General features: G+C 59.6%; 20 protein-coding genes. 6 read left to right on the forward strand and 14 right to left on the reverse strand.

The annotated features are described in order from the left end of the window. Window positions 1-55: 55 nt before the first annotated feature. The 3 genes from betA to betI all read right to left on the reverse strand — a co-directional run bounded on the left by betA (window position 56) and on the right by betI (window position 4,092). On the reverse strand, window positions 56-1,759 hold the full coding sequence (betA, locus tag GIV35_RS01820) for a choline dehydrogenase (RefSeq protein ID WP_236264083.1): 1,704 nt from the start codon (window positions 1,757-1,759) through the stop codon (window positions 56-58). A gap of 156 nt (window positions 1,760-1,915) precedes the next feature. Further along, window positions 1,916-3,388 carry a betaine-aldehyde dehydrogenase gene (gene betB / locus GIV35_RS01825; RefSeq protein WP_120247525.1) on the reverse strand — a complete coding sequence of 491 codons (1,473 nt, stop codon included), beginning with the start codon at window positions 3,386-3,388 and terminating at the stop codon, window positions 1,916-1,918. Between the two features lie 110 nt (window positions 3,389-3,498). Then, window positions 3,499-4,092, reverse strand: coding sequence for a transcriptional regulator BetI (gene betI / locus GIV35_RS01830; RefSeq protein ID WP_105228803.1), 594 nt, complete (start codon window positions 4,090-4,092; stop codon window positions 3,499-3,501). A 389-nt stretch (window positions 4,093-4,481) separates the two neighbouring features. Here betI and GIV35_RS01835 point away from each other — a divergent pair, with 389 nt between their 5' ends. After that, on the forward strand, window positions 4,482-6,416 hold the full coding sequence (locus tag GIV35_RS01835) for a BCCT family transporter (RefSeq protein ID WP_229999343.1): 1,935 nt from the start codon (window positions 4,482-4,484) through the stop codon (window positions 6,414-6,416). A 168-nt stretch (window positions 6,417-6,584) separates the two neighbouring features. On the opposite strand, the gene choV is transcribed toward GIV35_RS01835, so the two are convergent. From choV to GIV35_RS01850, 3 genes are all read right to left on the reverse strand, one after another. Then, window positions 6,585-7,763: a choline ABC transporter ATP-binding protein gene (gene choV / locus GIV35_RS01840; protein ID WP_054922367.1), complete on the reverse strand. Its 1,179-nt coding sequence runs from the start codon at window positions 7,761-7,763 to the stop codon at window positions 6,585-6,587. Continuing rightward, on the reverse strand, window positions 7,760-8,605 hold the full coding sequence (gene choW, locus GIV35_RS01845; RefSeq protein WP_003194913.1) for a choline ABC transporter permease subunit: 846 nt from the start codon (window positions 8,603-8,605) through the stop codon (window positions 7,760-7,762). Before choW ends, choV begins: the two co-directional genes overlap by 4 nt. A 69-nt stretch (window positions 8,606-8,674) precedes the next feature. Further along, the gene (locus GIV35_RS01850) at window positions 8,675-9,622 is read right to left on the reverse strand and encodes a choline ABC transporter substrate-binding protein (RefSeq protein WP_105228802.1); all 948 of its coding nucleotides are present in this window, start codon (window positions 9,620-9,622) and stop codon (window positions 8,675-8,677) included. Between the two features lie 416 nt (window positions 9,623-10,038). Here GIV35_RS01850 and GIV35_RS01855 point away from each other — a divergent pair, with 416 nt between their 5' ends. Further along, complete coding sequence (locus GIV35_RS01855) at window positions 10,039-11,415, forward strand: L-serine ammonia-lyase (protein ID WP_105228801.1); 1,377 nt, start codon at window positions 10,039-10,041, stop codon at window positions 11,413-11,415. Window positions 11,416-11,909: 494 nt separating this feature from the next. After that, the gene (locus GIV35_RS01860) at window positions 11,910-13,013 is read left to right on the forward strand and encodes a GlxA family transcriptional regulator (RefSeq protein WP_034128892.1); all 1,104 of its coding nucleotides are present in this window, start codon (window positions 11,910-11,912) and stop codon (window positions 13,011-13,013) included. A gap of 70 nt (window positions 13,014-13,083) precedes the next feature. Here the strand turns inward: GIV35_RS01860 and GIV35_RS01865 are convergent, their stop codons facing one another. From GIV35_RS01865 to GIV35_RS01885, 5 genes are all read right to left on the reverse strand, one after another. Continuing rightward, on the reverse strand, window positions 13,084-13,347 hold the full coding sequence (locus tag GIV35_RS01865; protein ID WP_200647909.1) for a hypothetical protein: 264 nt from the start codon (window positions 13,345-13,347) through the stop codon (window positions 13,084-13,086). A gap of 223 nt (window positions 13,348-13,570) precedes the next feature. Continuing rightward, a complete protein-coding gene (locus GIV35_RS01870) occupies window positions 13,571-14,065 on the reverse strand; it encodes a thioesterase family protein (RefSeq protein ID WP_105228799.1) in 495 nt (164 codons plus the stop codon). A gap of 101 nt (window positions 14,066-14,166) precedes the next feature. Beyond that, the gene (locus tag GIV35_RS01875) at window positions 14,167-15,132 is read right to left on the reverse strand and encodes an L-carnitine dehydrogenase (protein ID WP_089041455.1); all 966 of its coding nucleotides are present in this window, start codon (window positions 15,130-15,132) and stop codon (window positions 14,167-14,169) included. 142 nt (window positions 15,133-15,274) lie between these two features. Continuing rightward, window positions 15,275-16,162, reverse strand: coding sequence for a 3-keto-5-aminohexanoate cleavage protein (locus GIV35_RS01880; RefSeq protein ID WP_034128888.1), 888 nt, complete (start codon window positions 16,160-16,162; stop codon window positions 15,275-15,277). Window positions 16,163-16,248: 86 nt separating this feature from the next. Beyond that, window positions 16,249-17,193 carry a choline ABC transporter substrate-binding protein gene (locus GIV35_RS01885; protein WP_105228796.1) on the reverse strand — a complete coding sequence of 315 codons (945 nt, stop codon included), beginning with the start codon at window positions 17,191-17,193 and terminating at the stop codon, window positions 16,249-16,251. A 194-nt stretch (window positions 17,194-17,387) separates the two neighbouring features. On the opposite strand from GIV35_RS01885, the gene GIV35_RS01890 reads away from it, so the two are divergent. From GIV35_RS01890 to GIV35_RS01900, 3 genes are all read left to right on the forward strand, one after another. Then, window positions 17,388-18,332, forward strand: coding sequence for a GlxA family transcriptional regulator (locus GIV35_RS01890; protein ID WP_236264082.1), 945 nt, complete (start codon window positions 17,388-17,390; stop codon window positions 18,330-18,332). Between the two features lie 68 nt (window positions 18,333-18,400). Further along, window positions 18,401-19,585 (forward strand): ATP-binding protein, encoded by a 1,185-nt coding sequence (locus GIV35_RS01895; RefSeq protein ID WP_236264081.1) that lies wholly within the window; start codon window positions 18,401-18,403, stop codon window positions 19,583-19,585. Between the two features lie 188 nt (window positions 19,586-19,773). Next, window positions 19,774-20,202: a hypothetical protein gene (locus GIV35_RS01900; protein WP_034128884.1), complete on the forward strand. Its 429-nt coding sequence runs from the start codon at window positions 19,774-19,776 to the stop codon at window positions 20,200-20,202. 7 nt (window positions 20,203-20,209) lie between these two features. Here the strand turns inward: GIV35_RS01900 and GIV35_RS01905 are convergent, their stop codons facing one another. The 3 genes from GIV35_RS01905 to GIV35_RS01915 form a co-directional block, all read right to left on the reverse strand. Beyond that, a complete protein-coding gene (locus tag GIV35_RS01905) occupies window positions 20,210-20,626 on the reverse strand; it encodes a DUF3010 family protein (RefSeq protein ID WP_096143761.1) in 417 nt (138 codons plus the stop codon). Continuing rightward, window positions 20,623-21,264 carry a hypothetical protein gene (locus GIV35_RS01910; RefSeq protein WP_236264079.1) on the reverse strand — a complete coding sequence of 214 codons (642 nt, stop codon included), beginning with the start codon at window positions 21,262-21,264 and terminating at the stop codon, window positions 20,623-20,625. The genes GIV35_RS01905 and GIV35_RS01910 overlap by 4 nt, the downstream gene beginning before the upstream one ends. A gap of 71 nt (window positions 21,265-21,335) precedes the next feature. Continuing rightward, window positions 21,336-21,740, reverse strand: a complete 405-nt coding sequence (locus tag GIV35_RS01915; RefSeq protein ID WP_236264078.1) for a lysozyme inhibitor LprI family protein — start codon at window positions 21,738-21,740, stop codon at window positions 21,336-21,338. Window positions 21,741-21,811: the final 71 nt, after the last annotated feature.

Genomic DNA, 21,811 nt, shown 5'->3' on the forward strand with positions numbered 1-21,811 from the left:
CTCGGTCAACTGTGGGAGCTGGCTTGCCTGCGATACAGGCGCCGCGGTGCTTGAGTTACTGTGCCAATGGCCCCACTTCACGCAACGGCTTGCCACGCACCGGCGCATCGCCTGCTACGTAGTAGCCAGCGGTACTGCGCGGCAGTGGCTTGCGGCCACGGATCTTGTCGGCGATTTTCTCGGCGATCATGATCGTTGGCGCGTTCAGGTTGCCGGTGGTGATGATCGGCATGATCGAGGCATCGACCACACGCAAGCCCTGCATGCCATGCACGCGGCCTTCGCCATCGACTACGGCCATCTCGTCGGTGCCCATCTTGCACGAGCAGGACGGGTGGAACGCGGTCTCGGCGTGCTCGCGGATGAACTTGTCCAACTGTTCATCGGTTTGCACTTCAATGCCGGGGCTGATTTCGCGGCCACGGTACGGGTCCAGTGCCGGCTGCTGCATGATTTCACGGGTCAGGCGGATGCCATCGCGGAACTCCTGCCAGTCCTGCTCGGTGGCCATGTAGTTGAAGAGGATGCTCGGGTAGTCCCGTGGGTTCTTCGACTTCAGCTGGATACGGCCACGGCTTGGCGAACGCATGGACCCCATGTGCGCCTGGAAACCGTGCTCTTTCACACCGTTGCTGCCGTTGTAGTTAATCGCCACCGGCAGGAAGTGGTACTGGATGTTTGGCCACTCGAACTCTTCACGGGTACGGATAAAACCGCCCGCTTCGAACTGGTTGCTGGCGCCGATGCCGGTGCCGTTGAACAGCCATTCGGCACCAATTGCCGGCTGGTTGTACCAGAGCAGCGAAGGGTACAGCGACACCGGCTGGGTGCACGCGTATTGCAGGTACAGCTCAAGGTGGTCCTGCAGGTTTTCACCCACGCCCGGCAGGTCGTGGACCACCGGGATGTCGAGGCTTTCCAGCAGTTTGGCCGGGCCGACACCGGAGCGTTGCAGCAGTTGCGGCGAAGCGATTGCGCCGCTGCACACCAGTACTTCTTTGCGCGCACGGGCTTCAACGCGCTCTTCGGCGGCGCCGATCAGGTAACGCACGCCCACTGCACGCTTGCCTTCGAACAGCACTTTGTCGGTGAGGGCATGGGTGACGATGGTCAGGGTCGAACGCTTTTTAGCCGTGTCCAGGTAACCGCGTGCGGTGCTGGCGCGACGGCCGTTCGGCGTGACGGTGCGGTCCATCGGGCCGAAGCCTTCTTGCTGGTAGCCGTTCAAGTCTTCGGTACGTGGGTAACCGGCCTGTACGCCCGCTTCAACCATGGCGTGGAACAGCGGGTTGTTGCCCGCTTTCGGCGTGGTCACGCTGACCGGGCCGTCACCACCGTGCCAATCGTTGGGGCCGATGTCGCGGGTTTCGGCTTTGCGGAAATACGGCAGGCAGTCCAGGTAGGTCCAGTCTTCCAGGCCCGGCAGCTTCGACCAGTTGTCATAGTCCATGGCGTTGCCGCGGATGTAGCACATGCCGTTGATCAGGGAAGAGCCACCCAGGCCCTTGCCGCGCCCGCATTCCATCCGGCGGCCGTCCATGTGTGGCTCTGGATCGGTTTCGTAGGCCCAGTTGTAGCGGCGGCCTTGCAGCGGGAAAGCCAGGGCGGCTGGCATCTGGGTGCGGAAGTCGAGGCGGTAGTCCGGGCCACCGGCCTCCAGCAGCAAAACAGTGACGCCTTCGTCTTCGGTCAGACGGGTCGCCAGGGTGTTACCGGCAGAGCCGGCACCCACAATGATGTAATCGTATTCTTGGGACATGAATGTACCCTCTTTGAAGTGTGGTCAGGTCTGGCGAGTGCTTCGCACTCGATCGCAGGCAAGCCAGCTCCCACATTTGATCGGGTTCACACAGAACAAATGTGGGAGCCGGTCTTGCCCGCGATGGCCTCACGGGCAATACAAGACTCGCAGGTGTTAGAACACCGAGGCGTAATCGCCCAACTCAACCTGTACCGATTTGATGCGCGTGAAGTTGTTCAGCGAGCTGATCCCGTTCTCACGGCCCACACCCGACTGCTTGTAGCCGCCAACCGGCATCTTCGCGTCGGACTCGCCCCAGGCGTTGATCCAGCAGATACCGGCTTCCAACTGGTGAATCACGCGGTGGGCGCGGTTCAGGTCCTTGGTCACCAGGCCAGCGGCCAGGCCGAAGTCGGTGTCGTTGGCGCGGCGGATCACTTCTTCTTCGGTTTCGTAGGTGAGGATGCTCATCACCGGGCCAAAGATTTCTTCACGCACGATCACCATGTCATCGGTGCAGTCGGTGAACACGGTCGGGGCCACGAAGGCGCCTTTGGCGAAGTCGCCGTCGGTCAGACGGTCGCCGCCGCACAGCAGGCGGGCGCCTTGCTCTTTGCCTTTGGCGATGTAGCCCAGCACGCTTTCCATGTGGGCGAAGCTGACCAGCGGGCCGAAGTTGGTGTTTTCGTCTTCCGGGTTGCCGATGCGAATACGCGCCACACGCTCGACGATCTTGGCTTCGAACGCGGCTTGCAGGTGCTTGGGCACGAACACGCGGGTGCCGTTGGTGCAGACCTGACCGGAGCTGTAGAAGTTGGCCATCATGGCGGTGTCGGCGGCGCGGTCGAGGTCGGCGTCGTCGAAAATGATCAGCGGGGACTTGCCGCCCAGCTCCATGGTCACGTCCTTGAGCGAGGAGCTCGATGCGCTGGCCATGACTTTCTTGCCGGTGTCGGTGCCGCCGGTGAACGAGACTTTCTCAATGCGCGGGTGCTCGGTCAGCCAGGTGCCGACTTCACGGCCGCTGCCGGTCAGTACGTTGAACACGCCCGCTGGAACGCCAGCCTCGGTGTAGATTTCGGCCAGTTTCAGGGTGGTCAGCGAGGTGACTTCGCTTGGCTTGAAGATCATCGCGTTACCGGCAGCCAGGGCCGGTGCGGATTTCCACAGGGCGATCTGGATCGGGTAGTTCCACGCGCCGATACCGGCAACCACGCCCAGCGGCTCGCGGCGGGTGTAGACAAACGAGGTGTCGCGCAGTGGGATCTGCTCGCCTTCGATGGCAGGTACCAGGCCGGCGTAGTATTCCAGCACGTCAGCGCCGGTGACGATGTCGACGTACTTGGTTTCGGAGAAGGCTTTACCGGTGTCCAGGGTTTCCAGGGCGGCCAGTTCATCGTTGCGCTCGCGCAGGATGTCCACGGCGCGGCGCAGGATGCGCGAACGCTCCATGGCGGTCATGGCGGCCCAGATTTTCTGGCCTTTTTCAGCGCTGACCACGGCACGTTCAACGTCGTCTTTGGTGGCGCGTTGCACTTGGGCGAGAACTTCACCGTTAGCCGGGTTGATGGCTTCGAAGGTGGCATCGCTGCCAGCGTCGCTGTAGCCGCCGTCAATGTAGAGTTTTTGCAGGTCGAAACGGGCCATAAAGTCCTCGCAAGTGCATAAGTGGTTGGCGTTACCCGCCGAACAGTGGGCCATGGGGGTGTGGCAACACTGAGCGGCGGACGTTCAGGGGTTGAGCATTTATAAGGGCTCTAACTCACCTGCTTGGCCAATTGGAAATCCATGTATTCGTAAGCGATCCGTTGCGCCTGCTCCGTGTCGAAAGCGTCTCCCGACAGGGCGCCGCGCAACCACAAACCGTCGATCAAAGCCGCCAGCCCGCGGGCTGCGCTGCGTGCCTCGGGTAACGGCATCGCACGGCGGAACTGGCAACACAGGTTGGAATACAGACGGTGATCGTTGATCCGCTGCAACCTGTGCAATGACGGGTGGTGCATGCTGGTGGCCCAGAAGGCCAGCCAGGTTTTCATTGCCGGGCCGTTGACCTGGCTGGCGTCGAAGTTGCCTTCGATGATCACCTGAAGGTGCGCCCGTGGGCTGTCATCCTTCAAGGCACGCCTGCGCTCTTGCACGTTCTCGATCAACGCATTCATCAGGTAGCGCATCGTCGCTGCGATCAGGCCGTTCTTGTCCTGAAAGTAGTGGCTGATGATGCCGTTCGAGACGCCGGCCAGACGGGCGATCAGCGCAATGCTGGCATCTCCCATCCCGACCTGATCGATGGCCGTCAACGTGGCTTCGATCAACTGCTGGCGGCGTATGGGTTGCATACCGACCTTGGGCATGTAGCACCTCTCCTTAGGCCTGCCGATGGGCGATCCACGTCCGTCGGCTTGAGGGCCAGTCTATTTTGTTTTGATTGAACGTTCAATCAACAAAGAATAAGATCTGCGACAAATGGTCGCTGCCTACAGATGTTTCCTACCTGCGAGCTGCAACCTTCGACACCTGCAAAAACCCTTGAAACAGGCCACTTCAGAGCCTGATCACCGCTTCGGCGGGCTCAAGAATTTTGGGGTGTCTTTATAACACCCGTCCGTCGACTGCCGAAAAATCGATGTCCCGGGATAACCGTTGCCTTGTGTTTCTCTCTCGCACTGCCTGGAGCATCTGCGCCATGAGTTCTGCCTCTCTTATAAAGACCCCACCGGAAAAGGTCCGGGTCAACGGTTGGGTGTTCTACACCTCCACCGCGCTGATTTTATTGTTGACCGCCATTCTGATCGTCGCCCCGCAGGAGGCCGGGCGCCTGCTCGGTGTCGCACAGGCCTGGCTGTCGAAAAGCTTTGGCTGGTACTACATGGTGGTCATCGCTGCCTACCTGGTGTTTGTGGTCGGCCTGGCGTTTTCGTCCTATGGGAAACTTAAGCTGGGTGCGAAGGACGATACCCCAGACTTCAGCTACGGCGCCTGGGCCGGCATGTTGTTCTCGTCGGGTATCGGCATCTCGCTGTTGTATTTCGGTGCGTCCGAGCCGTTGGACCATTACTTCAACCCGCCCGAAGGCGCTGCCGCCAGCAATGGCGCGGCACGCCAGGCGCTGCAACTGACCTTCCTGCACTGGGGCCTGCACGGCTGGGCGATCTATGCGCTGGTCGGCCTGGCCGTGGCGTACTTTGCGTACCGCCACAACCAACCGCTGGCCCTGCGTTCGGCGCTGTACCCGCTGGTGGGCGAGCGTTGGGTGAAGGGCGCGGCTGGCCACGCGGTAGACGGTTTCGGCATGTTCGTGACCCTGCTGGGCCTGGTGACCAACCTGGGGATCGGCTCGATGCAAGTGTCGTCGGGGCTGGAAAACCTGTTCGGCATGGAGCACAGCAATACCAATTTGCTGATCGTGATCATTGTGATGAGCACCGTGGCAACCATTGCCGCCGTGTCGGGTGTGGAAAACGGTATTCGTCGTCTGTCCAACCTCAACATCGTGCTGTTCAGCGGTTTGCTGATCTTCGTGCTGTTGTTCGGCCCTACCTTGCACCTGCTCAATGGCCTGGTGCAGAACACCGGTGATTACCTCAACGGTATCGTGCTGAAAACCTTCGACCTGTATGTGTACGAAGGCGACGGTGCCAAGACCGAACGCTGGATGGGCCTGTGGACCTTGTTCTACTGGGCCTGGTGGATTTCCTGGGCGCCATTTGTGGGCATGTTCATCGCGCGTATTTCCCGTGGTCGTACCGTGCGCGAACTGGTGGCTGGCGTATTGCTGATCCCGCTGGGCTTTACCCTGGCGTGGCTGTCGATCTTCGGCAACTCGGCCCTGGATCTGGTGTTGAACCATGGGGCGGTGGAGTTGGGCAAGACGGCGCTGGAGCAACCGTCCATGGCCATCTACCAACTGCTTGAGCATTACCCGGCGTCGAAAGTGGTGATCGGCGTGTCGATCTTCGTGGGCTTCGTGCTGTTCCTGACGCCTGCGGATTCCGGCGCGGTGATGATGGCCAACCTTTCCTGCAAAGGCGGCAATGTGGATGAAGATGCGCCGCACTGGTTGCGTATCTTCTGGTCGGCGGTGATCACCCTGGTGACCATCGGCCTGCTGTTTGCCGGCAACTTCGAAGCCATGCAAACCATGGTGGTGCTGGCGGGGCTGCCGTTCTCGGTGGTGCTGGTGTTCTTTATGTTCGGTTTGCACAAGGCCATGCGCCAGGACGTGGCCACCGAACAGGAGCAGGCGCAATTGGCCGAACGCGGGCGTCGTGGTTTCAGCGAGCGCTTGACGGCGCTGGACCTGCAACCGAGCCAGGCCACCGTGCAGCGCTTTATGGACAAGCACGTAACGCCGGCGTTGGAAGAAGCCGCGAGTGCGTTGCGTGATCAGGGCCTGGAAGTGCAGACCTTGCTGGGCAAGTCCAAGCGCTGCATCGGCGTGCGGATCGAGATGGACGAGGGCAACCCGTTTGTCTACGAAGTGAGCCTGGATGGCTACTCGGCGGCACCGGCTGACCTGCCTGAAGAAGAGCGCACCCGTTACTATCGTGCCGAGGTGTACCTGCACAACGGGCCGCAGGAGTATGACCTGATGGGCTTCACCCAGGAGCAGATTACCCGGGATGTGCTCGATCAGTTTGAAAGCCATCGGCAGCTCCTTGGCCGGGTCTATAGCTGATAGTTGAGCTGGCGGCGCCTTCACTGGCGCCGCTGTTGCAAGCATTGAATGCGGTCGAATGTGGGAGCTGGCTTGCCTGCGATAGCAAGGGTGAATCCAACATAGCTATCGCAGGCAAGCCAGCTCCCACACTGACCCAGTTTTTTCAGTAGGTTTTGCAGGGTTGCCTTAACCCAGGTTCTTGCCCAGCAGGGCATGGTAGAGCTCACTGTCCCCCAGTATCCCCACCACCTTGTTGTTGTCGTGCAGCACCAGCTTGTTGCCTGTCTGGTAGCGAATCTGCAGTGCATCGCGCATGCCGATGTTCGAGTCCACCAACGTCGGTACGCGGCCCAAGCCTTCCACGGCTTGCCCTGGCGCCCAGTTCTGCAGGTTCATCGTCACGCCATTCTGGCGTGCGCCCTGGATGGTGTTGCCTTCAGCCAGGTCCAGCCAGGAGTCGCCACCCGGATCAAGGCACACCGAACCATTCACACGCGTGCAGTTATCCAGGGTGCGCATCAGGCTGCGCCCGCACAGCACGTTCAACGGGTTGGTATGGGCGACGAAGGTGCGCACATAGTCGTCCGCCGGGTTCAGCACGATCTCTTCCGGCACGCTGTACTGGATGATCTTGCCGTCTTTCATGATCGCGATACGGCTGCCGAGCTTGAGTGCTTCATCCAGGTCGTGGCTGACGAACACGATGGTCTTGCTCAATTTGCGTTGCAGTTCCAGTAGCTCATCTTGCAAGCCTTGGCGGATCAGCGGGTCGAGGGCCGAGAAGGGTTCGTCCATCAGCAGGATATCGGCGTCCATCGCCAGGGCGCGAGCCAGGCCGACGCGCTGCTGCATGCCACCGGACAACTCGTCGGGCTTCTTGTTGCGCCATTGGCTCAGGCCCACCAGTTCGAGTTTCTCGTCCACCAGCGTGCGCCGTTCTTTCTCTGGGCGGCCCTGCATCTCCAGGCCGAAGCTGATGTTCTCGCGCACCGTCAGCCAAGGCATCAGGGCAAACTTCTGGAACACCATGGCGATGCGTTTGGTACGCATCATTTTCAGCTCGGCGGGGGTGCAGGAGGCGATGTCGATCTGACGCCCTTCATGCTCCACAAACAGCTGGCCACGGCTGACGGTATTGAGGCCGTTGATGCAGCGCAGCAAGCTGGATTTGCCTGAGCCCGAGAGGCCCATCAGCACACAGATCTCGCCTTTCTCGATATCCAGGCTGGCGTTCTCGACGCCGACGATCTGCCCGGTCTTCTTCAGGATTTCGTTACGGCTCATGCCCTGGTCCAGCAGCTTGAGCGCTTCGCGTGGGTCTTTGGAAAAGATCACGTCGACTTTGTCGAATCGGATAATGCTCATGCATCACCCCCTACTTTAGCGTCGGGTTGTTTGCAGATACGGTCGAGCATGATGGCGAGCAACACAATGGCCAGGCCCGCTTCAAAGCCCAGCGCAATATCGGCAGTGTTGAGTGCGTTGACCACCGGCTTGCCGAGGCCGTCGGCGCCTACCAGGGCGGCGATCACCACCATCGACAACGACAGCATGATGCATTGGGTAATGCCGGCGGCGATGCTCGGCATGGCGTGGGGCAGTTCAATGCGCGAGAGCAACTGGCGGCGCGAGCAGCCAAAGGCCTTGCCGGCGTCCATCAGCTCTTGCGGCACATCGCGGATACCCAGGTAGGTCAGGCGGATCGGCGCGGCAATCGCGAACACCACCGTGGAAATCAGCCCAGGCACCACACCCAGCCCGAAGAGGGTCAGGGTAGGGATGAGGTAGACGAAGGTCGGCACGGTCTGCATCAGATCGAGTACCGGCCGCATCATGGTGTAGAACATCGGCTTATGCGCGGCAACAATGCCCAGCGGCACACCGATGACCACGCAGACCAGGGTGGCGAACAGCACCTGCGCGAGGGTTTCCATGGTTTCCTGCCAGTACCCCAGGTTGAGGATCAGCAGGAAGGAGGCGATGACAAAAACAGTCAGTCCCCATTTACGTTGAATAAAGTGAGCCAGCAGCGCAATCAGACCGATCAATGCCAGTGGATTGAACCAGGTCAGCGCAAACGTCACGCCGTGGATCATCGTTTCCAGTGTCGAAGCGATTGCGTCGAAGTAGTTGGCACCGTGTTGGGTCAACCAGTCGACGAAGGCAGCGATGTACTGGCCTAGTGGGATTTTCTGTTCAGTCAGCATGGTAGTGAATGTCCACATGCGAAGGGGAAAACATCCCAGGCCAGCGCACCGGCCTGGGGTCAGCGGGTGCTATTTGGCGAGGTAAGCTTTAACGGCATCGAGCCCTGGTTTGCCATCAACGGTGGTGACACCGGCGAGCCAGGTGTCGAGCACTTGCGGGTTCTTCTGCAGCCAGGCCTTGGCGGCAGCATCGGCCTTCATCTTGTCGTCCAGGACGTTACCCATCAGGGTGCTTTCCATGTCGAGTGTGAACACCAGGTTTTTCAGCAACTGACCAACGTTGCTGCATTCCTGGGTGTAGCTTTTGCGGGTGTTGGTGTAGATGGTGGCCTGGCCGTAGTTGGGGCCGAACGAGTCGTCACCACCGGTCAGGTACTTCATCTTGAAGCGAGTGTTCATCGGGTGCGGTTCCCAGCCGAGGAACACGATGGCCTGGTTGCGCTTGGAGGCGCGTTCGACCTGGGAGAGCATGCCGGCTTCGCTGGATTCGACCACCTTGAAACCGGCGGTTTTCAGGCCGAAGGCATCTTTGTCGATCAGCGTCTGGATGGTGCGGTTGCCATCGTTGCCCGGCTCGATGCCGTAGATCTTGCCGCCCAGCTCATCCTTGAATTTGGCGATGTCGGCGAAGTCTTTCAGGCCCTTCTCATACAGCGCCTCTGGGACCGCCAGGGTGTACTTGGCGTTCTCCAGGTTGGCGCGTACGGTTTCCACGGTGCCGGCATCACGGTACTGCTTGATGTCGTTTTCCATGGTCGGCATCCAGTTGCCGAGGAAAATGTCCATGTTCTTGCCGTCGGCCAGGGACTTGTAAGTCACAGGTACCGAAATCATCGTGGTGCGCGGCTTGTAGCCCAGGCCCTTGAGGATCTCGCTGGTGGTCGCGGTGGTGACGGTGATGTCGGTCCAGCCGACATCGGAGAAGTTGACGGTCTTGCACTGTTCCGGTTCTGCGGCGTGTGCCACGACTGGCAGACTCAGCATGGCGGCCAACAACAACGAGGGTGAACCTTTCATGTGGGTAGACTCCTGTGTCTTTTCTGGCGGCATTCGCCGCGCTTTATAAGTGTTGCGGTCGGAGCGTGCGACAACAGCTCTGGCGCGGTGCCTTGCAAACGAGTCGAGACTGATCATGTACCAGTGAAAATCTGACGCCTACAGGGGGCGTCGTATCCAGTACAGGGAGGGTCGCATCCAGTACCGATGACGTCGCTTACAGGTTTTTCCGAAGGTAAAACTGCTGTTTTTACCCTTCTGCACCGCAAAAAACGGCCAAAACTGGCGTTCGCACGCGAGCGCCGCTGGTGAGCATGAGTGCGTCGGTGTGAGACGCCGTGATGACGAATAAAAGCTTGATGATGCCGCCATCTGGGCGATCTGAGCGTAGCACCTCGTTCAAGCCCGGCCCGTGCTTATCGAGGAGTTCCACGTTAATGGCTATCAGCGTTTTCGACCTGTTCAAGATCGGCATCGGGCCTTCGAGTTCCCACACCGTGGGGCCCATGCGCGCCGCGGCGTTGTTCGTTCAAGGGTTGCGTGAGCGTGGGTGGCTGGAACAGGTGCAGCGTGTCGAAGTGCAACTGTACGGCTCGTTGTCGGCCACCGGCATCGGCCACGGCAGCGACACCGCCACCATCATGGGCCTGATGGGCGAGTGGCCAGACGTAATCGACCCCACGCAAATCGGTGCACGTATCCACACCCTGCGCGAAACCGACACGCTGCTGCTGGACGGGCGTTTGCCGGTGCCCTTTGTGTGGGCGCGGGACATGCGCCTGCTCGATGAGAACCTGCCGTTCCATCCCAATGCCATGACTCTGGTGGTGTTTGGCGAAAACGGCGAGTTGCACCGCGACACCTATTACTCGGTGGGCGGCGGTTTTGTGGTGGATGAGGCCCAGGCCCAAAGCGGTGTGGCGGATATGGACCGCACCGAGCTGCCTTATGACTTTTCCAGTGCCGTGGAGCTGTTGCAGTTGTGCAAGACCCACAACCTGCGCGTTGCCGAACTGATGCTGGCGAATGAAAAAACCTGGCGCAGCGAAGAAGAAATCCGCAGCGGCCTGATGAAGCTCTGGCGCGCCATGCAAGATTGCGTGGAGCAGGGCCTCAAGCACGAAGGCATCTTGCCCGGCGGCTTGAACGTACGCCGTCGCGCCGCCAAGTTGCACCGCAGCTTGCAGGAGCTGAACAAGCCCAATGTGATCGGCTCGACCTTGAGCGCCATGGAATGGGTCAACCTGTTCGCCCTGGCGGTCAACGAAGAAAACGCCGCAGGTGGGCGCATGGTCACGGCGCCCACCAACGGCGCGGCGGGAATCATCCCGGCGGTGTTGCACTACTTCATGAAGTTCAGTGAAGAAGTCACCGAAGCCAACGTGGTTGACTACCTGTTGGGCGCGGCGGCGGTGGGCATCCTGTGTAAAAAGAACGCCTCGATCTCCGGTGCCGAAGTCGGTTGCCAGGGCGAGGTCGGTTCCGCGTGTGCGATGGCCGCAGCCGGGCTGGCGGAGATCCTCGGCGCCACGCCGGAGCAACTGTGCAACGCTGCCGAAATCGGCTTGGAACACAACCTCGGCCTGACCTGCGACCCGGTGGGCGGCCTGGTGCAAGTGCCGTGTATCGAGCGCAATGCAATTGCGGCGGTGAAGGCGATCAACGCGGCGCAAATGGCGTTGCGTGGCGATGGTCAGCACTTCATCTCGTTGGACCGGGTGATCCGCACCATGCGTGATACCGGGGCCGATATGCATGACAAGTACAAAGAGACATCACGCGGTGGGCTGGCGGTGAGTGCGGTTGAATGTTGAGTCAATGATATCGCTATCGCAGGCAAGCCAGCTCCCACAGGAAACGCATTCCAAAGGTGGGAGCCGGGCTTGCCCGCGATGGCTATAGTGCTGACGCAATTGCTCACAAAGTGAACACCCTAAGCCAAAATCGCCACCTTTTAGCGCGTCGCAAATAGATAAGTAGCTTCCGAACGAATTCCTACACGATCACACGCCTGATGTGCTTTGGGTGACAGACTCCTCCTACGCCCGCAAAGCGCCTTCCCACAAGTGCTACCGATCTGCTCACCCCCCTTGAACTCCGCCCGTTATGCGTCATATCCCGCACTTCGCGCGTGGGCTCATATAGACACATAAACAGGTCGTTTTCAGGAGTTCTTGAATGGCCATTCAATTTTAGGCATGGCATTTGCTCTATCAATTACAAAGCCTCTCCTTTCCAGGACGAGCGCAATAACAAGAGCCTCGCCTGAGGCCGCCACCCGCTTTGTGTGATGTGAGGAGATACCGCGATGACGTCGACCAACTCCGGGGCCCAACCCCAGAACCGTGCGCCTCAATCCATCGGCTTTTTGCTGCTGGACAATTTCACGCTGATTTCCCTGGCGTCTGCCGTGGAGCCACTGCGCATGGCCAACCAGCTGTCCGGCCGCGAGCTGTATCGCTGGACAACCCTGAGTGTCGACGGCAACCAGGTGTGGGCCAGCGATGGCCTGCAAATCACACCCGATGCCTCCATGCACAAAGCACCCGTGCTGGACACGGTCATCGTGTGCGGTGGCGTGGGTATCCAGCGCACCGTCACCCGTGAACATGTGTCGTGGCTGCAAAGCCAGGCACGCCAGTCTCGTCGCCTTGGCGCAGTGTGCACCGGCAGCTGGGCCCTGGCCTGCGCCGGCTTGCTCGACGGCTTTGATTGCAGCGTGCACTGGGAATGCCTGGCGTCGATGCAGGAAGCCTTCCCGCGGGTGGCCATGAGCACGCGCCTGTTCACCCTCGACCGCAACCGCTTCACCAGCTCCGGTGGTACCGCGCCCCTGGACATGATGTTGCACCTGATCAGCCGCGACCACGGCCGTGAATTGTCGGCCGCCATCTCCGAGATGTTCGTGTACGAACGCATCCGCAACGAACAGGATCACCAGCGTGTGCCGCTCAAGCACATGCTTGGCACCAACCAGCCGAAGCTGCAGGAAATCGTTGCGCTGATGGAAGCCAACCTCGAAGAGCCGATCGACCTGGACGAACTGGCAGTGTATGTCGCCGTGTCGCGCCGGCAGTTGGAGCGGCTGTTCCAGAAATACCTGCACTGCTCGCCGTCGCGCTACTACCTCAAGCTGCGCCTGATCCGCGCACGGCAACTGCTCAAGCAGACGCCGATGTCGATCATCGAGGTCGCCTCGGTGTGCGGGTTTGTGTCTACGCCGCACTTTTCCAAGTGCTACCGCGAATATTTCGGCATTCCGCCACGGGATGAGCGTGTCGGCTCCAACACCACCCAGCAAGTGGCGATGATGCCGATTCCGCAGGCGTTGGTGTTGTCACCGTTGTCGGGGCCGATGTCGGCGTTGAGCCAGGCGCGCAATGAGTCGACCTTTGCCAGTGTAAGGCTCTAGATCGAGTCGCCAGCTCCCACCTTGGAATGCGTTCTCCTGTGGGAGCTGGCTTGCCTGCGATGGCGGAGTTTCAGGCGCCAGAGTTCTGTTTGAACTGCACCAGCGCCGGCAGCAACTGCTTGTCGATCGCCTGCCTCACCGTTGGCAAAATCGTCGCGCTGCCGCTGTACATCTGTTCCACCATGCCCTTGAGCGCCTTGGCCCGCGCTTGGCTCAACCCGCGCACCGCACATTCGCAGGCCTGCTCGGCGGTAGCGCCGCTGGACACTTCAAAACCCAGCGAGCGTAGTTGGCTCAGCAGGTCATCCTGGTCAATCAAATCCGCGTGCATCATGACGGTCATCCTGGTGTAGGGAGCGGGAATGACTTGGATTCTGGTAGGCCACAGGACTGGCGGCAAGGGCAGAATCCAGCGATGGCTCGCATGGCTATGAACAGGTCGTTTTCGGGGTACTTGACCTGACCCGTAACGGGCACACTGAACCCAGGCACGCAGCTTGAAGGTTTGGTCACCCTCGAAATGCACCGCTCACACAAAGCACTCTGCCCCGATCCCGTCACGGCTGGATCGGGGCTTTTTTTTGCGCGGGCAGCCCGATCACCCTGCCGAGCAGGGCTGGCCGGGGTAGATCGGCGTGTGCCTGGCTGAGGGCGATGAGTTTTTCCAGGGTCGCGTCGGTAAACGGCGCCGACTGCGGACCGGCCAGGTCGACATGCAGCAGCATCTGTTCGTTACCCGCCAACTCGCGTGCTTCGCCCACAAGGTGCAGGCTGTGATAAAGGTGCAGGCGCTTGGCGTCATGGGCGATCAGTTGGGTATGCACCTCAACCTCGGCCCCGAGCTTCACCTCATGCAGGTAGTTCAGGTGCAGCTCCAGGGTGAACAGCGAGTGGCCACTGGCTTCGCGGTTTTCGCTGTCCAGCCCCAGCGCGTCCATCAGCGCATCGGTGGCGTAGCTGAAGATCAGCAGATAGAACGCGTCACGCAGATGGCCGTTGTAGTCGACCCAGTCGGGCAGGATTTTCGTGGTGTAGGTGGTCAGTGCGGGCATGGCATGAATCCAATTCAGTGTGCGGTCAAATGTGCTGGCCGGCCTGCGATAGCAATGGCGAGGCCAACACCGCCATCGCAGGCAAGCCAGCTCCCACAGGGTTATTCGGCGAAGTTCATGCCGTGCTTGGCCTTGGTTGTTTTTACGGCTTCCAGTACCGCCAGCAGGCAGTCATCACGATAGCGCTCCAGCGCCGAGATGCTGTGGTTACCTAACTGCTCCGCGGTGCCATCGACCACATCATCAATCAATTTTTCAGTCAATTCAGGCGCCGGTAGATAAGTCCACGGCAGCTGCAACGCCGGGCCGAACTGTGCCATGAAGTGGCGCATGCCGGCGTCGCCGCCCGCCAGTGTGTAAGTGAGGAAAGTGCCCATGAACGACCAGCGCAACCCGGCACCAAAACGAATGGCGTCGTCGATTTCGCCGGTGGTCGCCACCCCGTCATTGACCAGGTGCAGCGCCTCACGCCACAGCGCTTCCAGTAGGCGATCGGCAATAAAACCCGGCACTTCCTTGCGCACATGCAACGGGCGCATGCCGAGGGATTCATACACCGAGATCGCCGCCTGGATTGCCTCTGGCGCGGTGTTTTTGCCGCCCACCACTTCTACCAGTGGCAACAGGTAGACCGGGTTGAAGGGGTGGCCGACCACGCAGCGTTCCGGGTGGGTAGAGCTTTCATAGAATTCGCTGGGCAATAGCCCTGAGGTGCTGGAGCCGATCAATGCGTTCGGCTTGGCCGCGGCGCTGATCTGGCGGTGCAATTGCAGCTTCAGCTCCAGGCGTTCCGGGGCGCTTTCCTGGATGAAGTCGGCGTCTTTTACGCAGTCTTCGATGGTAGTGACAAAGCGCAGGCGGTCCTGGGAGGCACCTGCCGCCAGGCCCTGTTGTTCAAGGGCGGGCCAGGCGTTGGCGACGCGTTTGCGCAAGGCCGCCTCGGCACCGGGCGCGGGGTCCCAGGCCACCACATCCAGACCATGGGCAAGGGCACGGGACACCCAGCCGCTGCCGATGACACCGCTGCCCAACGCAGCAAAGGTTTTGATTTCGGTGATAAAGCGCATGGCATATTCCTAAAGTGTTCGATGATCCTTTGTGGGAGCCGGGCTTGCCCGCGATGGCGGCATTGCAGGCTACAAAGATGTGGCAGATTTACTGGCCTCATCGCGGGCAAGCCCGGCTCCCACAGGAGTGGTGGTGTCTGTGTTAGCCGCGTTGGGTCAGGCCCATCTTGATGCGGCCTTCGGCTGGGGTCAGGACCCTCGCGCCTAACCGGCTGAGAATTTCACTGGCGCGTTCTACCAACTGCCCATTGGTGGCGAGCACGCCTTTGTCCAGCCACAGGTTGTCTTCCAGGCCCACCCGTACGTTGCCGCCCAGCAGCACCGCCTGCGCGGCCATTGGCATTTGCATGCGGCCAATGCCGAAGCCGGCCCACACCGCGTCGGCGGGCAGGTTATCGACCATGGCTTTCATGGTGGTGGTGTCGGCCGGTGCGCCCCAGGGAATGCCCAGGCACAGTTGGAACAGCGGGTTATCCAGCAGCCCTTCCTTGATCATCTGCTTGGCGAACCACAGGTGGCCGGTGTCGAAAATTTCCAGCTCGGCCTTTACGCCCAATTCCTGGATACGTTTGGCGCCGGCACGCAGTTGCGCCGGGGTGGACACGTAAATGGTGTCGCCATCGCCGAAGTTCAGCGTGCCGCAGTCCAGGGTGCAGATTTCCGGCAGCAGTTCTTCAACGTGGGCCAGGCGGGTCAGCGGGCCCACGAGGTCGGTATTGGGCCCGAACTCCATGGGATTCTCGCCGCCACCGATCTCCAGGTCGCCACCCATGCCGGCGGTGAGGTTGACGATGATGTCGATGTCGGCCTCGCGGATGCGCTCCATCACTTCGCGGTACAGCGCGACGTCGCGACTGAACTTGCCGGTCTCGGGGTCGCGTACGTGGCAATGCACGACCGTGGCGCCGGCCTTGGCGGCCTCCACGGCAGCGGCGGCGATTTGCTTGGGAGTGACCGGCACGTGGGGGCTTCTGGCGGTCGTGTCGCCAGCACCGGTGAGTGCGCAGGTGATGATGACGTCGTGGTTCATGGGGCGGTTCCTTACAGGCGGGTGATTTCAAGGCGCAGGGCGCCGTTCGCAACCTTCAGGGGTTGCGAAGCGGTGATCTGGATGGGTTATTTCGTGGTCAATTGCAGGTTGGCGGCAGCCGGTTTGCCGTCGAAGGTGGTCACACCCTCCAGCCAGCGCGCCTGGTCTTGCGGGTGATCCTTGAGCCACTGCTTGGCGGATTCGATGGCATCCTTGTGGTCCAGCAGCGGTTGCATCATGCGGCTCTCGTCGGCGGCGGTGAACGTCAGGTTGGTCAGCAGCTTATGCACGTTGGGGCACTGCTCGGCGTAGGCCGGCGCGGTCACGGTCCACACGGTGGCCATGCCTTCGTTCGGGCCCAGGGCGTCTTCGCTGCCGGTGAGGTAAGTCATCGCCACATTGACGTTCATCGGGTGCGGTGCCCAACCAAAGAACACCACGGCTTCCTTGCGGCGCACGGCACGGTCTACGGCCGCCAACATGCCGGCTTCGCTGGACTCCACCAACTGGAACTTGCCCAGGCCGAACTGGTTTTTGGCGATCATCGCCTTGATCTGCGTATTGGCGCCCGAGCCCGGCTCGATGCCATAAATCTTGCCGCCCAGGTCTTTTTCGAACCTGGCGATGTCAGCAAAGGTTTTCAGGCCCTTGTCGGCCAGATAAGTCGGCACCGCCAGGGTGGCGCGGGCGTCTTCCAGGCTGGGTTTTTCGAGGACCTTGACTTGCTTGGCGTCGACGAACGGCGTGATGGTCTGGGTCATCAGCGGGTTCCAGTAACCCAGAAACAGGTCCAGGCGCTGGTCGCGGATGCCGGCAAAGATGATTTGCTGCGAGGCGCTGGTTTGTTTGGTCTTGTAGCCGAGGCCATCGAGCAGCACCTGGGCCATGGCGCTGGTGGCGATGACGTCGGTCCAGTTGACCACGCCCATGCGTACGTTCTGGCATGAAGCGGCATCCGCTGCCAGGGCGTTAGTGCTCAAAATGGCGCTGGCGCTGAGTGCAAGTACGCAGCGGCTGATCAGTCGGTTCATGGGTGGAGCCCTCGGCAGTCGTTATTGTGGGTGCCGGCGTCTTTGTGCGCCGTGGGGTCACGTTACGCAGCTTGGCGCCCCGCAAAGCGCACGGCGGCGACCCGCTTTTGCACTGCAGCGACCTGGGCTCTTGAATGGCCGGTTGAACTGGCGTATCACAGTGACCACGCTGCCCGTCCGACGAGAGCGCCACCATGTCCCAGGATGTCTATTTCTTGCTGATGCCGGGTTTCTCGGCCCTCGGTTTTATCTCCGCGCTGGAACCGTTACGCGTGGCCAATCGCTTTCGCGGCGAGCTGTACCGCTGGCACATCTTGAGTGCCGATGGCGGCGCGGTACTGGCGAGCAACGGCATGTCGGTCAACGCCGATGCCGCGCTGGAACCGTTGAAAAAAGGCGCGACCTTACTGGTGGTGGCCGGCTTCGAACCCCTGCAGTTCGCCACGCCCGCCCTGGAGCATTGGCTGCGCCGCCTCGACCATGAGGGTGTGACCCTCGGTGCCATCGACACCGGCGCCTGCGTGCTGGCCGAGGCGGGCCTGCTTGACGGCCACCGCCTGACCTTGCACTGGGAAGCCATCGACGCCTTCAAGGAGGCCTATCCGCACCTGAGCGTGACCCAGGAACTGTTCGAAATCGACCGGCGCCGCATCACCTGTGCCGGCGGCACCGCGTCCATCGACTTGATGCTTGATCTCATCGCTCAGGCCCACGGCCCGAAGCTGGCGATCCAGGTTTCCGAGCAATTCGTACTTGGCCGCATCCGCCCCCGCAAGGACCACCAGCGCATGCAGATCGCCACGCGCTACGGCATCAATAACAAGAAACTGGTGCACGTGATCGGCGAAATGGAACAGCACACCGAACCGCCCCTGAGCACCTTGGCCCTGGCCGAAACGATCAAGGTCACCCGACGCCAACTGGAGCGGCTGTTTCGCCTGCACCTGAACGATACGCCGAGCAATTTCTACCTGGGCCTGCGCCTGGAAAAAGCCCGCAAACTGCTGCGCCAGAGCGACATGAGCGTACTGGAAGTGAGTATTGCGTGCGGGTTTGAGTCTCCGTCGTATTTCACCAGGAGCTATCGCGCAAGGTTTGCCAAATGCCCGCGGGAGGATCGGCGACGGGAGGTGGTTTGACGGACAATTATAGTCAATTATACTCTTCACTATAATTTATAGTGCTTTCCATAATTGAGTATAAAACCATGTCCAAGCACAGCGGCTTTGTGTTTCGCCGCCCCACCCTGGCAAGCAGTATTACCGATGGCCTGGTGGGGGCCGGTATTCAGGATTTCACCTCCGGCCTGTTTCTCGCGGCGCCCCGACGCACGGGCAAAAGCACTTTTCTGCGCGAAGACCTGATTCCGGAATGTCAGATGCGGGGCTGGCTGGCGGTGTATGTCGACCTGTGGGCCGACAAGGAAAAAGACCCCGCCGAGCTGATCGCAGGTGCCATTGCGGGGGCGTTGGTGCCGTTTGAAAAGGGCATTCGCAAACTGGCAAAGAACATTGGCATCGAGAAACTAAGCTTTCTGCGTACGCTTTCCTGGGACTTTACCAAGCCACAATTGCCTGTCGGTGCGACGCTGACCCAAGCGTTGGAATTGCTCCATAGGGCTGCAGAAAAACCCGTTGTACTGGTGATTGACGAAGCACAGCACGCATTAACCACCGAGTCAGGTATCAATGCGATGTTCGCGTTGAAGGCTGCCCGGGATCAGCTCAACCAAGGCCGTGACGAGGAGGGCAGCGGTTTGCGCCTGGTGTTTACCGGCTCCAATCGCGACAAACTCGCCCATTTGGTATTGGGTAAAAGCCAGCCATTCTTCGGTTCCAGCATCACGCCGTTTCCGCTGCTGGGCAAAGCGTTCACCCAGGCCTACACCGTGCACCTCAACGCGCACCTGGCCAAGAACAACCAATTCAACGCGGCTGACATTGATGAGGCGTTTGAGCTGGTAGGTCGGCGTCCCGAGATGTTGCGCACGATCATCGGTGAAGTCGCATTGGAGCTGGGCGAGGCGAGCAATCTTGGCCAACTGCTGCACAGTCGCGCAGAACTGCTGCGCGCGGGTGTATGGACCGAGTTCGAAAGCGCCTGGAACGCCCTGACCATCCCGCAGCGTGCGGTGTTGCAGGTGATGGTTGTGCGTTCGCAAAGCAATGAGCCATTTGCGCCGTTTACCGACAGCACGATTACCGCAGTCAGCAAGGCATTGGAGGTTATGCGCAGCGATGTGGTGCCCGGGACCCAGACCATTCAGGCCTGTATCGATGCCCTGCGCGACAAGGAATTGGTATGGAAGTCGAGCCGGGGAGGGTATGCCCTGGAAGACAAGTCGTTCGGGGATTGGCTGCTGCACAAAACCCGCATACCGACTAACGAGTGAAACCCGATGTAGCGCAGTTTATAAGGGAATCATGGAAGGTGTAGGAAGTTTCTTTTTTTCATCGCTAACGGAGACTTATAGCCAAGGACTGCTAACGTCCTATGGGTCTTAGAAGTGGCTCTTGACCAAATGCTTTTGAAATGAAGCACGCAGGCCAGGAAGTCACTACTTAACCAGAAGAGGTTGGCATGCTTAGAAAACTAGTTACTGTCATCGCGTTCGCGACCACCCCGGTGTGGGCAGTCCAGGCGTCTGCACCTTTCACCGGAGCCGACTACAGCGGGCGCTATGAATGTACCGGCCAGGATAAACATATAGGCAGCTATAAGGGTGTTGTTGATATGGCGCTCGACGCCAAGCAAAGCACTGGCAAGTACGCCGCCTACACCTTCACCTTGACCTTGGAAGACAAGTCCCGTTATGACGGAATGGCCGCCGGGACTTCGGATGCGCTGGGCGTTTATTTTGCTCACACCGACCCTGTCTTGAAAGACTTCGGTGTGGGGGTCGCACAAATGACGTCAACCCCGGAGGGCAAAGTGTCTTTCGTTAAGTACTACTACACGCCTGAATACGAAGGCGGTGGTCACGGCTTGGAACACTGCGTCAAAAGCTGATGGGTAATTACTTTTTCATCAGGGTTGAACAGGCTGTTTTATAAGCTTCATGCTGATACTTGTTCAACGTCGTCGGCAGATCAAAGCTGTGCTTCTTGTTTTGCGCATTGATGGTCTGCGGCGACAGCAGCGTCACCTCCACCCCATCCAGCAACTGAAACACCCCTTCGATCTTGAACGTCGTCGGGCCACCGGCGAACTCGCCTTTTTTACTGCGTTTCTTGATGGCAATGCGCGTGATGCCGTTGGCTTGAACGAACGCCTTCACCTGGGCGGCGAAGGCTTTGACGTTGGCTGCATCATCGTCGTCTTCAAGGGCGATTTTCTTGGTGGCCAGGGCGACGTGGGTCAGCGCCTGGTTGTCCAGGGAGGCGACGGCGATGATGGCTTCGCTGCCTTTGATTTCGATGCCGCAGATGGTCATGAGCGGGTCCTTTGCGAGGGAGAGGCTTCAGGAAAGGGCTTATTGAAATGCAACTCAAAGAGCTGCTCTATTGTCTTGCTCATTGGTTGAAGTTGGGAAATTTCTATCTTAAGTTTCAATAAGCTTGCTTCTTTGATTTTAATATCTAGCTCATTCAGTACTTCGCCGGGCTTTTGTATTTTCTGAAACCAGCGGCTAAAACCTATCACCGTGCACAGTGACGTGAGCGTCGCGTACAGACCTATGAAAATATAGAACTCTTTTTCGTGGGCGAGCAGATAGTCCATGAACGTGTCGAGGTTATCTTTCTCTCGTTCTTTGTATGTAGAAAGTTTTCTTTCTTGTATAACGAGGCTGTTCTTCAGGAAGGTGACGTCGTTGTTGAATGAATCCGGCAGATCTGCGATTTTATGCAGCTCCGGTGTGCCTTTCTCAAGTGCTTCAATGCGTTTAGTGAAGTCGTTTACCATTTGCTCCGTTTGCGAATGGTGGCTTTCCTCGCGTGTTTCTTTTTGGAGTCTGTAGTCCAGATAAGAAAAAATAGACACCAGTGTCAGCGCACCTGCAATTAGCCATAAACCAAATACAGCAAGCAACTTATAAATATTGTCGGTGGGTGGAGATGGAAGCCATTGCATGCCGAAAATTCCTTAAATCAGCGTCAGGTAGCGAAAAGCGACAGTGGGACGCTTCTATTGTAGGAATATAGTTACTGTTCTTGGGCAATCGACTCCAAAAACTCCGACCGCTCATCACTCATGCGCGCCAGGCAGTCGTTGTGCGCAATCGCATAGGCCTTGGTGCCGGTCACTGCCGGGAAGGTGTCCACTGCACAATCGGCGTCGCGCAGTTTTTCCCACTTCTGCTGTGCGTCCTTCAGACGGGCGGTAATGTCCGCCAGTTTGGTCTTGTCGCTGCCGTAGGTCGAACCCATGCGCTCCAGCAACCCCTGATAATTATCTTTGAGCAATTGCTCGGCGGTGGTCTTGTTGTAGGTGGCGCATTCCAAGGTTTGCTGGTCGTTCTCGATACCGTCGCACGGCGTGCTGTCGGTGTCTTCGGCCGCGTGGGCGGTGGTTGCGATGAGTGCCAAAGCCAGGAAAATCGATTTCATTGCGCCGTCTCATATCACGTGATGCGCAATTCTGGCTCAAGCGTAAGACAAAGAACAGCCGACCGTGGGGC

Origin of the sequence: Pseudomonas sp. PA-1-6B, assembly GCF_021609545.1 — a bacterium.
GTDB classification, from domain to species: Bacteria; Pseudomonadota; Gammaproteobacteria; order Pseudomonadales; family Pseudomonadaceae; genus Aquipseudomonas; species Aquipseudomonas fluorescens_BV.